12 protein-coding genes are annotated in these 13,558 nt (G+C 74.9%); 1 reads left to right on the top strand and 11 read right to left on the bottom strand.

What is annotated here, in order from left to right; all coding sequences use genetic code 11:
* Positions 1-18: 18 nt before the first annotated feature.
* The gene (gene ileS / locus FHL79_RS23350) at positions 19-3,165 is read left to right on the top strand and encodes an isoleucine--tRNA ligase (RefSeq protein ID WP_138760953.1); all 3,147 of its coding nucleotides are present in this window, start codon (positions 19-21) and stop codon (positions 3,163-3,165) included.
* Positions 3,166-3,225: 60 nt separating this feature from the next.
* Here the strand turns inward: ileS and FHL79_RS23355 are convergent, their stop codons facing one another.
* The 11 genes from FHL79_RS23355 to murG form a co-directional block, all read right to left on the bottom strand.
* Positions 3,226-3,927: a hypothetical protein gene (locus tag FHL79_RS23355; RefSeq protein ID WP_138760954.1), complete on the bottom strand. Its 702-nt coding sequence runs from the start codon at positions 3,925-3,927 to the stop codon at positions 3,226-3,228.
* A 122-nt stretch (positions 3,928-4,049) separates the two neighbouring features.
* On the bottom strand, positions 4,050-4,787 hold the full coding sequence (gene wag31, locus FHL79_RS23360; protein WP_138760955.1) for a DivIVA-like cell division protein Wag31: 738 nt from the start codon (positions 4,785-4,787) through the stop codon (positions 4,050-4,052).
* A 97-nt stretch (positions 4,788-4,884) separates the two neighbouring features.
* Positions 4,885-5,181 carry a YggT family protein gene (locus tag FHL79_RS23365; protein WP_138760956.1) on the bottom strand — a complete coding sequence of 99 codons (297 nt, stop codon included), beginning with the start codon at positions 5,179-5,181 and terminating at the stop codon, positions 4,885-4,887.
* Positions 5,182-5,231: 50 nt separating this feature from the next.
* The gene (locus tag FHL79_RS26280) at positions 5,232-6,071 is read right to left on the bottom strand and encodes a cell division protein SepF (RefSeq protein WP_138760957.1); all 840 of its coding nucleotides are present in this window, start codon (positions 6,069-6,071) and stop codon (positions 5,232-5,234) included.
* A 97-nt stretch (positions 6,072-6,168) separates the two neighbouring features.
* The gene (locus FHL79_RS23375; RefSeq protein WP_218938581.1) at positions 6,169-6,972 is read right to left on the bottom strand and encodes a YggS family pyridoxal phosphate-dependent enzyme; all 804 of its coding nucleotides are present in this window, start codon (positions 6,970-6,972) and stop codon (positions 6,169-6,171) included.
* Positions 6,969-7,700 carry a peptidoglycan editing factor PgeF gene (pgeF, locus tag FHL79_RS23380; RefSeq protein WP_138760958.1) on the bottom strand — a complete coding sequence of 244 codons (732 nt, stop codon included), beginning with the start codon at positions 7,698-7,700 and terminating at the stop codon, positions 6,969-6,971. The genes FHL79_RS23375 and pgeF overlap by 4 nt, the downstream gene beginning before the upstream one ends.
* A gap of 64 nt (positions 7,701-7,764) precedes the next feature.
* A complete protein-coding gene (gene ftsZ, locus FHL79_RS23385) occupies positions 7,765-9,063 on the bottom strand; it encodes a cell division protein FtsZ (RefSeq protein WP_138760959.1) in 1,299 nt (432 codons plus the stop codon).
* 334 nt (positions 9,064-9,397) lie between these two features.
* The gene (locus FHL79_RS23390) at positions 9,398-9,985 is read right to left on the bottom strand and encodes a peroxidase-related enzyme (protein WP_246081157.1); all 588 of its coding nucleotides are present in this window, start codon (positions 9,983-9,985) and stop codon (positions 9,398-9,400) included.
* Between the two features lie 82 nt (positions 9,986-10,067).
* Positions 10,068-10,883 carry a cell division protein FtsQ/DivIB gene (locus FHL79_RS23395; protein WP_138760961.1) on the bottom strand — a complete coding sequence of 272 codons (816 nt, stop codon included), beginning with the start codon at positions 10,881-10,883 and terminating at the stop codon, positions 10,068-10,070.
* Positions 10,880-12,325 (bottom strand): UDP-N-acetylmuramate--L-alanine ligase, encoded by a 1,446-nt coding sequence (gene murC / locus FHL79_RS23400; RefSeq protein WP_138760962.1) that lies wholly within the window; start codon positions 12,323-12,325, stop codon positions 10,880-10,882. The genes FHL79_RS23395 and murC overlap by 4 nt, the downstream gene beginning before the upstream one ends.
* A gap of 79 nt (positions 12,326-12,404) precedes the next feature.
* A partial coding sequence (gene murG, locus FHL79_RS23405; RefSeq protein WP_439331140.1) for an undecaprenyldiphospho-muramoylpentapeptide beta-N-acetylglucosaminyltransferase occupies positions 12,405-13,558 on the bottom strand: 1,154 nt, incomplete at its 5' end.

The raw sequence follows: 13,558 nt of genomic DNA on the forward strand, positions 1-13,558 counted from the left end.
GGGTGGGACCATGTGGACGTGAGTGCAGCTTCCGGGCCCTTCTCGGCCCTCCCCCCGCAGGTCGACCTGCCCGCCCTCGAGCACGAGGTCCTCGAGCAGTGGGAGGCCGACAAGGTCTTCGCCCGGTCGCTGGAGGGCTCCGCCGACAAGCCGCAGTGGGTCTTCTACGAGGGCCCGCCCACCGCCAACGGCCGGCCCGGCACGCACCACATCGAGGCCCGCGCGTTCAAGGACGTCTTCCCCCGGTTCAAGACCATGCAGGGCTGGCACGTGCCCCGCAGGGCCGGCTGGGACTGCCACGGCCTGCCGGTGGAGATCGCCGTCGAGCAGGAGCTCGGCTTCGCCGGCAAGCCCGACATCGAGCGCTACGGCATCGCCGAGTTCAACGCCCGGTGCCGGGAGTCGGTCGAGCGGCACGTCGACTCGTTCACCGAGCTCACCCACCGGATGGGCTACTGGGTCGACATGTCGACCGCCTACTGGACGATGGACCCGTCCTACATCGAGAGCGTCTGGTGGTCGCTCAAGCAGGTCTTCGACTCGGGCCTGCTGGTCGAGGACCACCGGGTGGCGCCGTACTGCCCGCGCTGCGGCACCGGCCTGTCCGACCACGAGGTCGCCCAGGGCTACGAGACGCTGACCGACCCGTCGGTCTACGTCCGGCTGCCGGTCACCAGCGGCGAGTGGGCCGGCCGGGCCGACCTGCTGATCTGGACCACGACGCCCTGGACGCTGCCCAGCAACACCGCCGTCGCCGTGCACCCCGACGTGACCTACGTGGTGGCCCGCAACGACCAGGGGACCTTCGTCGTCGCCGAGCCGCTGCTGACCGCCGCGCTCGGTGAGGACGCCGAGGTGCTGGCCCGCGCCCCGGGCCGCGACTGGGAGCGCGTGCACTACCAGCGACCCTTCGAGCTGGTCGACTTCCCGGACGACGTCGACACCCACTACGTCGTGCTGGCCGAGTACGTCACCACCGAGGACGGCACCGGGCTGGTGCACCAGTCCCCCGCGTTCGGCGCCGACGACTTCGCCGTCGGCCGGGCCTACGGCCTGCCGGTGGTCAACCCGATCGACCCGTCGGGGCACTTCCTCGCCGACGTGCCGCTGGTCGGCGGTCACTTCTTCAAGGCCGCCGACCCGACGCTGGTGCAGGACCTGCAGGACCGGGGCGTGCTCTACCGCGAGCTGCGCTACGAGCACAGCTACCCGCACTGCTGGCGGTGCCACACGCCGCTGATGTACTACGCGCAGCCGTCCTGGTACATCCGCACCAGCCAGGTCAAGGACCAGCTGCTGGCGCAGAACGAGCAGACGCACTGGCACCCGGAGAACATCCAGTGGGGCCGGTACGGCGACTGGCTGAACAACAACGTCGACTGGGCGCTGTCCCGGGACCGGTACTGGGGCACCCCGCTGCCCATCTGGCGCAACGACGCCGACCCGACCCGGATGGTCGCCGTCGGCTCGCTGGCCGAGCTGTCCGAGCTGACCGGCCGCGACCTCGCCGACCTCGACCCGCACCGGCCCTTCATCGACGACGTCACCTTCACCGTGCCCGGCGAGGAGGGCACCTACCGGCGGGTCCGCCAGGTGATCGACGCCTGGTACGACTCCGGCTCGATGCCCTTCGCCCAGTGGGGCGCCCCGCACCGGAACAAGGCGGAGTTCGAGGCCTCCTACCCGGCCCAGTTCATCGCCGAGGCGATCGACCAGACCCGCGGCTGGTTCTACACGCTCATGGCGGTCGGCACGCTGGTGTTCGGCAGGAGCTCCTACGAGAACGTGCTGTGCCTGGGCCACATCCTGGCCGAGGACGGCCGGAAGATGAGCAAGCACCTGGGCAACATCCTCGAGCCGATGCCGCTGATGGACCGGCACGGCGCCGACGCCGTCCGCTGGTTCATGCTGGCCGGCGGCTCGCCCTGGTCGGCCCGCCGGGTCGGCCACGAGACGCTGTCCGAGGTCGTCCGCAAGGTGCTGCTGACCTACTGGAACACCGCCAGCTTCTTCACCCTCTACGCCGAGACCAACGGCTGGGACCCGGCGACCACGCCCACCCCGCCACGGGCGGAGCGGCCGCTGCTGGACCGCTGGGCGCTGGCCGAGCTGGCCTCGGTCACCGCCGGGGTCACCGACGCGCTGGAGGACTTCGACACCCAGACGGCCGGCCGGCTGATCGCCGGCTTCGTCGACGACCTGTCCAACTGGTACGTCCGGCGCAGCCGGCGACGCTTCTGGGACGGCGACCCGGCCGCGCTGGGCACGCTGCACGAGGTCCTCGACGGGCTCACCCGGCTGATGGCGCCGTTCACCCCGTTCGTCACCGAGCGGGTCTGGCAGACCGCCGTCCTCCCGGGGGCGGCAGGCGCCGCCGACTCGGTGCACCTGGCCAGCTGGCCGACGGTGGACGACGAGGCCCGCGACGACGCCCTGGTGGAGCAGGTGGCGCTGGTCCGCCGGCTGGTGGAGCTGGGCCGCTCGGCCCGCACCGCGGCCAAGGCCCGCACCCGCCAGCCGCTGGCCCGCGCGCTGGTCGCGGCCAACGGCTGGTCGCAGCTCCCCCGGGACCTGGTCGCCGAGGTGGCCGACGAGCTCAACGTCGCCGAGCTCACCGAGCTGTCCGCGGTCGAGGGCTCACTGGTCGACGTGTCGGTGAAGGTCGACTTCCGCGCGGTCGGCCGGCGGCTCGGCAAGCAGGTGCAGGCGGTGGCGGCGGCAGTCGCGGCGGCAGACCCCGTCGAGCTGGTCGCCGCCTACCGGGCCGGCTCGGCGACCGTGCCGGTCGACGGCGCCCCGGTGCCGCTGCAGGAGGGCGACCTGGTGGTCACCGAGACCCCCCGCGAGGGCTGGACGGTGGCCTCGGCCGCCGGGCTCACCGTCGCGCTGGACCTGACCCTGACCCCGGAGCTGGAGCGGGCCGGCCTGGTCCGGGAGGTCGTCCGGCTGGTGCAGGACGCCCGCAAGTCCACCGGACTGGCGGTCAGCGACCGGATCGAGCTGTGGTGGACCGGGGACGGTGCGGTCGCCCAGGCGCTCACCGAGCACGCCGAGGCGCTGGCCGGTGAGGTGCTGGCGACCACGGTGCACGCCGCCGAGGCCGGTGCCGGGGACGGCATCGAGGGCCCCGCCGGCTCCCGCGTCTGGATCGCCAAGGCCTCCTGAGACGGCCCCGGTGCCGGGGCCCGCGCCGAGCTCGCGAGGCGTGGGGGCACCGGGGTCCGCTCAGGTGCGGCGGGCCCGTTCGCGTTGGGCCAGGTGGTGGTCGGGTGCGCAGGTGGCGCACGGGGTGAAGCCGTCGGCGCGGGCCTCGGTCAGCGGCAGCGGGATGGTCTCCAGGCCGGACACGTGCGGGCACCGCGGCAGGTGGTACCGGGGGTGCTCGTCGACCACCAGGACCTCGTCGGTCAGGTCGAGGACCATCAGCTGGTCGGTGAACTCGACAGCCTCGACCGGAGGTTCACCCGGCACCGGGACCGCCGGCCCCTCGGCGCTGCGCGGGCCCAGCGGCGCCCGCAGTCCCGCGCCGTCCGACTGCGGGCCGCCGGCCGGGCCGGCGAGGTCCCCGAGGCCCGAGCCGCTGGGCGGGCCGGCGACCCGCGGGAGGCTCGGCGAGCTCGGCGGCACCGGGGGCGGTGACACCCGCCGCAGGGGCTCCCCGTGGTCGGTCCCGGCTGCCGGGTCGTGCCGAGGGGCCGGCGGAGGCGGGCCGGCGGTGAACGCTGCGCCCCGGTGCGCGCCCCCGCCGTCGGCCCGGCTGAGCTGCCGTTCCGCCCGCCGCTGCCGGACCTCGTTCACCACGAGCAGCAGGGCAGCCAGCGCGCTCGCCGCGAAGGACCCCCACTGCAGGGTCGACGACCCCTGGACCAGTCCGCCGACGAGGAGTCCGACGGCGACCAGGAGCAGCAGCGCCGCGGCCAGGATCACAGCCGGATGCTAGCGGCGCGCGCCACCGCCCGGCCCGCCGTCACCCTCGGGCCGACCGAGGACGGGGCGGAGACGACCGAGCCCCTCCGGACCTGTGGTCCGGAGGGGCTCGGTGCGCCGCTTCAGGCGCTGACGTGCTGGTTCTGCCGGGTGTTCGTGGCGGGCTCGGCCGAGCCGCGGCTGTCGAGGTCGCGCAGGTGCGACTCGAGGTAGGAACGCAGCCGGGTGCGGTACTCGCGCTCGAAGGTGCGCAGCTCCTCGACCTTGCGGTCCAGGCTCGCGCGCTTCTCCTCGAGCGAGCCCATCGCCTCGGCGTGCTTGCGCTCGGCGTCCTGGGCCAGCGCCGTCGCCTTGGCGCGTGCCTCGCGCTCCATCGTGTCGGCCCGGGTGCGGGCGTCGCCCAGCATCGAGTCGGCGCGGGTCTTCGCCTCGGTGACCATCTGCTCGCTCTTGGCCCGCGCCTCGGACATCATCCGGTCGCTGGTGCTCTTGGCGCTGCCGACCATCTGGTCGGCCTGGGCCTTGGCCTCGTTGACGTGCCGCTCGGCCGTCTCGGTGGCCAGGGCCAGCATGCGGGAGGCGCGGATGGCCTCGTCCTCGCGGACGGCCGGCGGCGTCACCTGCGCCGGCGGGGGCGGCGGCGCCGCGACCGTCATCGGCGCGGACTCGGGGCGCTCCTCGCGGGGGGCGGAGCCCTGACCACCGGAGGCCCGCAGGTCGTTGTTCTCCTCGATCAGGCGGGCCAGCTCGGCCTCGACGACGTCGAGGAAGGCGTCGACCTCGTCCTCGTCGTAGCCGCGCTTGCCGATCGGCGGCTTCTTGAAGACGACGTTGTGCACGTCGGCGGGAGTCAGTGGCATGCGGCTCACCTCAGGTCGGACGGGAGGAACGGGGACAGGCGCGGACCGGCGGCGAGCCGCTGGGGGTCCACACCCCGCTCCGGCTGGGAACGCGAGGTCACAGGGAGTAGGCCAGGTTGGTCAGCAGGCTCCGCAACAGGATCACGGCGATCAGGAGCACCATAAACCCCAGGTCGAGGCGGATCGTCCCGAGGTTCAGCGGTGGGATGACCTTGCGCACGGCCTTCAGCGGCGGGTCGGTCGTCGCGTAGACGACCTCCAGACCGGCTGCGACCAGACCCTGCGGACGCCAGCTCCGGGCCAGCACCATCACCCAGTCCACGACGAACCGGGCGAAGAGCAGGATCAGGAAGACGAGCAGGACCGAGGAGACGATCTGCAGGAGAAGAGCCACGGTCCTCGATCGTTCGGGCACCCACGCGCCGGGCGCACGAGTGCAGCGGGTCAGGACTGACTGAAGAAGCCGCCCTCGCGGATCCGGGCCTTGTCCTCAGCGGTCACGTCCACGTCCTGCGGGCTGAGCAGGAACACCTTGGCCGTGACCCGCTCGATACTACCGTGCAGCCCGAACGTGAGGCCGATGGCGAAGTCGACGAGTCGCTTCGCGTCGGCGTGCTCCATGTCGGTCAGGTTCATGATCACCGGCATGCCGTCGCGGAACCGCTCGCCGATGGTGCGCGCCTCGTTGTAGGAGGCGGGGTGCACCGTGGTGATCCGGTAGCCCTTCGGCTTCGGCTCGGGCGCCGGGGTGGGCGCGGGGGCCGGCTCGGGCTCGGCGGCGACCGGCTCGCTCATGGCCAGGCCGGCAGCGCCGGAGACCCCACCGGACAGCCCGACGGGGGCCCGGCCGCGGCTGGAGGAGGCGCTGATCCCGGAGCCACCGGCAGCGCTCAACCCGCCGAGGCGGGAGGCGGCGGTGCTCCCCGCCGGGCTCCCGGCCAGGCCGAGGGTCCGCGGGGTGGCCGGACGGCGGCCCAGGGAGACCTCGGGCTCGGGCACGCGCTCCTCGGCGCGTTCCCCGGCCGGGTGGTCGGTGTCGTAGCCGGAGGCCCCGTAGCCGCTGCCGTAGCCGTAGCGGTCGCCGGTGTCCGGCGCCGCCGGGTCGTCGACGTAGTCGGTGGCGGCGTAGCGGTCGTAGCCCCGGTCGTAGCCGTGGTCGTCGTACCCGCGCTCGGCGTACTCGTGGTCGCTCTGCCGCGCGGCGTAGCGGTCGTAGCCCCCCCGGGCGTCGTCGTCCTCGACGAGGCCCAGGTAGACCCCCATCCTTCGCATGGCTCCGGCCATCGGACGTCTCCCTCTGGTCTCGTCGCAGGACGACTCGTGGTGCGGACGGCTGGCCGACCCGTGGGGCCGACCGGTGGTGCGAGTGGTGCTGGTGTGACTAACGCGGGCGCACGGGTCCTGGAACGCTCGCTCCATCGGAGGCTAGGGCGCGGGCACCGAACAACGCGGTACCGACACGCACCACGGTGGCCCCAGCTGTCACAGCAGCCTCCAGGTCGCCGCTCATGCCTGCCGATGTCTCCGATGCGGTGGGGTGGGCGGAGCGGACGAGCGCGCTGAGCTCGGCGAGCCGGGCGAACGCCGGTGCCGGGTCCTCCCCCCGCGGGGCGACCGCCATGAGGCCGCGCAGCCGCAGCCCCTCGGCCGCCGCAACGGCGTCGGCCACCCGCGGGACGTCGTCGGGTGCGGCCCCGCCGCGCCCGCCGAGCTCCCCCTCCGGACCGCCGAGGTCGACCTGCACGTAGACGTCCACCGCCCGCTCGGAGCGCGCGGCGGCCCGGTCCAACGCCTCGATCAGCGACTCCCGGTCGACCGAGTGCACGGTCGCACCCAGCCGGACCACGCCGGCGACCTTGTTGCGCTGCAGCTGGCCGACCAGGTGCCAGCGCAGGCCTTGCAGCTCGGCCAGCTCGGCCGCCTTGCTGCTGAGCTCCTGCACCCGGTTCTCCGCGAAGTGCAGCTGCCCGAGCCCGGCGAGCGCGCGCACGTCCGCGGCCGGCCAGGTCTTGCTGACGGCGAGCAGCCGGACGCCGGCCGGGTCCCGACCGGCGGCCCGCGCGGCGGCATCGATCCGCGCGCGGACCGCACGCAGGTTCTCGGCCAGTCGGAGGACCCCGTCCTCCTCACCCCTCGCAGGCTCGGGGCGAGCCTCGGGACGGGGCCGGGGGCCGTCGCTGCTCACCCGAGCCAGACGACGCCGGCCTGGCGGCCGGTGACGCCGTCCCGGCGGTGGCTGAACAGCCGGGGGTCCTCCACCGTGCAGCGCGGGTCGTGCACGACCTGCCGGACGCCGGCCCCGCGCAGCACCTCGGCGATGCCGGCCCGCAGGTCCAGCCCCGGGGTGCCCTGCCGGGTGCGGACTGCGCTCGCCGGGGCGACCCGGGCGACCTCGGCCTGCATCGCGGCGGGCACCTCGTAGTCCAGGCCGCAGACCGCCGGGCCGAGCAGCGCCTCGACGTCGCCGGGGCGCGCACCGAGCCGGGTCATGGCCGCGAGCGCGGCGGGCACGACACCGCGCCGGACACCTTCCCGGCCGGCGTGCACGGCGGCCACCACGCCGGCCACCGGGTCGGCCAGCAGCACCGGGACGCAGTCGGCGACCAGCACGCACAGCACGAGGCCGGGGGTGGCGGTCACCAGCGCGTCGACGTCGGCGACCGGGTTCTCCTCGGCGTCCTCCACGATGGCGACCCCGGTGCCGTGCACCTGGGTCATCCAGACCACCTGGTCCCCGGCGACACCGAGCTCACCGGCGAGGCGGTCCCGGTTCGCGGCGACGTCCGCTGGGTCGTCGCCGACGTGCCCGCCCAGGTTGAACGAGTCGTACGGGGACGCGGAACGGCCGCCCCGCCGGTCGGTGACCACCCGTCGGGGGCGCACCACCGGCGAGGCGGCCGGATCGTGACTCACTGGAACGGCCCTCTTTCAGGGTCCCGCCCCGAGCCTGCGAGGGGTGGGGGGAAAGAGGGCCCTTTCACTGGGAGCGGAGGAACTCGGGGATGTCGAGCTCCTCCTCGAAGTCCTCCGAGGCCAGCGGACGGCGGTTGCCGTTCCCCGGTCCGGCGATCGGCGGCAGCGGCGGCACGGTGATGCCACCGCCCTGCGGCGCGACGCCGGGCTGGCCCGGACGCGGTGCCGCCGGGGACGCCGCCGTGGGAGGCGCCGTGGGAGCAGGCGTGGGAGCGGGCGTGGCGAGCCGCTCCCCGGTCTGCGCCGGGAAGGCCGGGCGCGGGGCGGTCGGCGCGACCGGTGCGGCGACCGGCGCCGGGGCCGGCGGAGCGGCTGGGGTGACCGTCGTCGCCACGGCGTCCTTGCGCTGACCGGGCTTGCCCTGGTCGAACCCCGCCGCGATGACCGTCACCCGTACCTCGTCGCCGAGGGCGTCGTCGATGACGGCCCCGAAGATGATGTTGGCGTCCGGGTGGGCGGCGTCGGAGACCAGCGAGGCGGCCTCGTTGATCTCGAACAGGCCCAGGTCCGAGCCGCCGGAGATCGACAGCAGCACGCCATGAGCGCCCTCCATCGAGGCCTCCAGCAGCGGGCTGGCGATCGCCTGCTCGGCGGCGAGCAGGGCGCGGTTGTCACCGCGAGCGCTGCCGATGCCCATCAGCGCCGAGCCCGCGCCGGACATGACCGACTTGACGTCGGCGAAGTCCAGGTTGATCAGGCCGGGCGTGGTGATCAGGTCGGTGATGCCCTGGACGCCGGAGAGGAGCACCTGGTCGGCGGTCCGGAAGGCGTCCATGACGCTGACGTTCCGGTCGCCCAGCTGCAGCAGCCGGTCGTTCGGGATGACGATCAGCGTGTCGCACTCGTTGCGCAGCTCCTCGATGCCCGACTCGGCCTGGACCGCCCGCCGCTTCCCCTCGAAGGAGAACGGACGGGTGACCACGCCGATGGTCAGGGCGCCGAGCTTCCGCGCGATGGAGGCCACGACGGGTGCGCCGCCGGTGCCGGTGCCACCGCCCTCGCCCGCCGTCACGAAGACCATGTCGGCGCCCTTGAGCACCTCCTCGATCTCCTCGCGGTGGTCCTCTGCGGCCTGCCGGCCGACATCGGGCTGCGCGCCCGCGCCCAGGCCGCGGGTGAGCTCACGGCCGACGTCGAGCTTGACGTCCGCGTCGCTCATCAGCAGTGCCTGTGCGTCGGTGTTGATCGCGATGAACTCGACCCCCTTGAGGCCGACCTCGATCATGCGATTGACCGCGTTCACCCCGCCGCCGCCGATGCCGACGACCTTGATGACCGCGAGGTAGTTGTGCGGAGGTGTCATGCTGCGCTCCCCAACTGGACCCTCATCCTCAGGTTAAGCCTTATAGTTATGTCAACTACGTCCATGTGAGGACGAAGTTAGGTGTGCCCCCATCGGGCGGCAAGCACCCTCCACGGGTCGGCGTGTCCACCGTGCGGTGTCGCACCAGGACCCGCCGACCCGTCCGTCACGACCGCCTCACGAGCCGTGACGACATGCCACACCACGGTCTCACGCTCGGGTGCAGACGTCGGCGGGCACGTCCGTCGGTGCGACGCAGCGCACGTCGAGACTCTTTTCTGCCCGGGCGTGTCGGCGCGCCATCCGTCCAGCACCGTCCGGGGCGTGCTCCGGCTCAGTGGCGCGGCACCCGGCCCAGCAGGAAGAACTCCTGGTTGGGCGGCACGGCGGCCCAGTGCACCAGTCGGTTGGACAGCGCGAACAGCGCGACGATGGCCCCGACGTCCCAGACGTCGTCCTGGGTGAGCCCCTGTCCGACCAGCGCGTCCTGCTGCTCGGCGGTCACCGTCACCGGGTCGACGGCGAGCCGGACACCGACCTCCACGACCGCCCGCAGCCGCGCGGGCAGCGGCGCCTTCCGCCAGTCGACGGCCACCTGGTCGGCCAGGTACCGGTCTCGAGCGCGGATCCGGACCAGCGCGCCGTGGGCCACCACGCAGTAGAGGCAGCCGTTGGCCGCGCTGGTGGCCACCACCAGGACCTCGCGGTCGGCCTGGGTGAGCCCCGGCGTGTCCTTGTCCATCAGGGCGTCGTGCAGCGCGAAGAAGGCCCGCGCCTCGTCCGGGCGCCAGGCCAGTGCGGCGAAGACGTTGGGCAGGAAACCGCTCTTGTCAGCGACCTCGGTGAAGCGCTCCTGCAGGTCCGGCGGCAGGTCGGCCAGCGGGACGACGGGGAATCGACTGATCGGCGGCTCGGAGGTCACCGGGACACTGTCCCGCACCCTCCGTCCCCGCTGCAGGGCCCCGCGGCGAGCGTGCGAGTCGTGGGGGCAGCGGGGTCCTCGTTCAGCGCAGGACGACAGAGTCCGGGGTGCTGACGTCGAGGGTGCCGGCAGGGTCGAGCGTCCCGGCGTCGATCTGCTCGAGCAGCGCCCCGAGCACCTCGGCCTTCCGGTCGGTCTGGGCGGCACTCCCCCACAGCACCGACCGGCCGTCGGTCAGGGTCAGCGTCACGGCGTCCGGGCTCTGCGCGGCCACGCCGGTCACCTCGTCGCGCACGTCCGGCGGCAGCGCGGTCAGCGCCCCGAGGGCGGCGGTGGTCGCCGCGTCGTCCGGGCCGGGGTCGGGCACCTCGAGGGGGACGACGCCGTCGGGCGGGGTGCCGGTGATCGTCTCGAAGACCACGCCGTCGGCGTCCACCAGCCGGCGCGTGCCCCCGTCGGTCACCACCGCCACCGGGACGCGCTCGGCCAGCGTGACGACCATCGTGCTCGGCCAGCCCCGGGTGACCTCCACCGAGGAGACCTGCGGGAGCGCGGCGACCCGGGCGGCCGCCGCCGTGGTGTCGACCCGGGCCAGCGGCGTGCCCTCGGCGATCCCGGCCACCTGGACCACCTGCTCCGCGGACAGCCGGGCCTCGCCGTCGACCTGGACCGTGCGCACCGCGAACACCGGGCTGGCCAGCACCAGCCAGGCGAGGACGCCGACCACCAGGACGGCGGCGCCGAGGGCGACGAGCAGCCGGCGGCCGGGGTGGGCCGGGCGCCGCGACCGGCGCCGGCGGGGACGCAGCGGGGTGACCGGGGACGGCGCATCGCCGCCCGTGCCGCCGCCCCGCCGTCCGCCCCGGGCGCGGTCGCGGGTCGTCGCGGCGCGGCTCACCGCTCCGGCCCGTCCCCGTCCGGCTCGCTCAGCGCGGCCAGCACCTCGGGGCCGACCATCGACACGTCGCCGGCACCCATGGTGACCACCAGGTCGCCGGGGCGGGCGCGGGCGGCCATCGCCGGTGCCGCGGCCGACCAGGACGGCTCGAAGGCCACCGCGTCGGCCGGCAACGGCACCGCGTCGGCGACCAGGGCGCCGGTCACGCCGGGCACCGGGTCCTCGCGGGCGCCGTACACCTCCATCACCACGACCTGGTCGGCGAGCCCCAGCGCCTCGCCGAAGCCCGCGGCGAACTGCGCGGTCCGGCTGTAGAGGTGCGGCTGGAAGAGCACCAGCAGGCGCCCCGACCCGGTGACCGCCCGGGCCGCCCGCAGCTGCGCGGCGACCTCGGTGGGGTGGTGGGCGTAGTCGTCGTACACCCGGACGCCGGCGGCGACGCCCTTGAGCTCGAAGCGCCGGTGCACGCCGCCGAACCGGCCGAGCCCGCCGATCAGGCCGGCCGCGGGGAGCCCCAGCTCGAGGCCGGCCAGCAGCGCCGCGGCGCTGTTGAGCGCCATGTGCGCCCCGGGCAGCCGGATGTGCACCGCGCCGAGGGACTGCCCGTCGAGGACGGCGGTGTACCGGGTGCCGTCCGGGCCGACCGACAGGTCGAGGAGCTGCAGGTCGGCCCCGGGCTGCAGGCCGTAGGTGCGCAGCCGGGCCGAGGTGCCGGCCGTCACCTCGGTGAGCCGAGCCGCGCCGGGGTCGTCGGCGCAGAGCACCAGGAACCCGTCGGCGGCCACGGTGCGCACGAAGGCGTCGAACGCCTCCTCGACCGCGGCGAGGTCGCCGTAGTTGTCCAGGTGGTCGGCCTCGACGTTGGTGACGATGGCCCCGTGCGGGGCCAGCAGCAGGAACGACCGGTCGCTCTCGTCGGCCTCGGCCAGGAAGACGTCGCCCTGCCCGGCGTGGGCGTTGGAACCGGACTCGTTGAGGGTGCCGCCGATGGCGAACGACGGGTCGACACCGCAGGCCTGCACGGCGACGGTGAGCATCGACGTCGTCGAGGTCTTCCCGTGGGTGCCGGCCACCGCGACGCTGCGCCGCCCGGCCATCACCGCGGCCAGCGCGACCGCGCGGGGCACCACCCGCAGCCCCCGCTCGCGGGCCGCCACCAGCTCGGGGTTCTCCGCCCGGATCGCGGTGGAGACCACGACGGTCGCGGCGTCGCCGAGGTGGGCGGCGTCGTGGCCGACCTCGACCCGGGCGCCGAGCGCGGCGAGCCCGCGCATCGCCGAGGAGTCCCGGCGGTCGGTGCCCGACACCCGCAGCCCGCGGGCCAGCATGATCCGGGCGATGCCGCTCATCCCGGCCCCGCCGATGCCGATGAAGTGCACCGCACCCAGGTCGGCCAGCGCGGGGATCGGGTCCTTCCACGCGGCGACGTCCGCGGCGCTCATCGCTCCACTCCGGACTCGTTCCGCTCCTCGGTCGCTGGCGCTCCCTGCGATGCTCGCTCGCCCGTCGCGTTCGCGGCGCTCATCGGCGGACCACCTCGAGGACCATGTCCGCCAGTCGTTCGTCGGCATCGGGCGTGCCGGCGGCCGCCGCGTTCGCGGCCAGCGCGGCCAGCGCCGCCGGGTCGGTCAGGAGCGGGACCAGCCGCTCGGTGACCCAGTCCGGGGTGAGCTCGGCGTCGTCCACCAGCAGCCCTCCCCCGGCCTCGACCACCGGGAGGGCGTTGAGCCGCTGCTCGCCGTTGCCGATGGGCAGCGGGACGAAGGCCCCCGGCAGCCCCACCGCGGAGAGCTCGGCGACGGTGACCGCCCCGGACCGGCACAGCGCCAGGTCGGCAGCGGCGTAGGCCAGGTCCATCCGCTCCAGGTAGTCCACGACGACGTAGGGCGCGGCGCCGGCCGGCCGGGCCGGGACGGTGACGTCGGTGTTCTTCGGACCGCGGGCGTGCAGGACCTGCACCCCCGCGGCGGTGAGCGCGTCCGCGGCGGCGACCGCGGCCCGGTTCAGCGAGGCAGCGCCCTGCGAGCCCCCGACGACCAGCAGCGTCGGCCGGTCGGCGTCCAGGCCGAAGGCGGCGCGGGCCTCGGCGCGCAGACCCGCCCGGTCCAGGTGGCTGATCGAGGGGCGCAACGGCATGCCGACGTGCTCACCGGCGTGCAGCGGCGTCCCGGGGGTGCTGACCGCCACCCGGGCGGCCAACCGGGCGCCGACCCGGTTGGCCAGGCCCGGCAGCGGGTTGCCCTCGTGCACGACGACCGGCACCCCGGCGCGGCGCGCGGCCAGGTAGGCGGGCAGGGCGACGTAGCCGCCGAACCCGACCAGGACGTCGGCGCCGAGCCCGGTGAGCAGCGCGCGGGTCTCGGCGACCGCGCGCCACACCCGGGCGGGCACCCGGAGCAGGTCAGGGGTCGGCTTCCGCGGCAGCGGGACCGGGGGGATCAGCCGCAGGTCGTAGCCGCGGGCCGGGACGAGCCGGGTCTCCAGGCCGCGGGCGGTGCCCAGGCAGGTGACCTGCACGGCAGGGCCGCCGCCGGGGGCGGTGCGGCGGGTGAGCGCGTCGGCGAGGGCGAGCATCGGCTCGATGTGCCCGGCGGTGCCCCCGCCGGCGAGCACGACGTGCACGGGCCGGGGCACGGGCAGCGCCGGGGCGGCCGAGGGCTCAGCCGCTCCGGGGG

The organism is Modestobacter altitudinis (assembly GCF_005930475.1).
Taxonomy (GTDB): domain Bacteria; phylum Actinomycetota; class Actinomycetes; order Mycobacteriales; family Geodermatophilaceae; genus Modestobacter; species Modestobacter altitudinis.

Excerpts from the sequence above, each read along its gene's own strand:
- murC (WP_138760962.1), bottom strand. The coding sequence starts at position 12,325 with ATGAGCGCCGCGGACGTCGCCGCGTGGAAGGACCCGATCCCCGCGCTG.
- wag31 (WP_138760955.1), bottom strand. The coding sequence starts at position 4,787 with ATGCCACTGACTCCCGCCGACGTGCACAACGTCGTCTTCAAGAAGCCG.
- FHL79_RS26280 (WP_138760957.1), bottom strand. The coding sequence starts at position 6,071 with ATGGCCGGAGCCATGCGAAGGATGGGGGTCTACCTGGGCCTCGTCGAG.
- ftsZ (WP_138760959.1), bottom strand. The coding sequence starts at position 9,063 with ATGACACCTCCGCACAACTACCTCGCGGTCATCAAGGTCGTCGGCATC.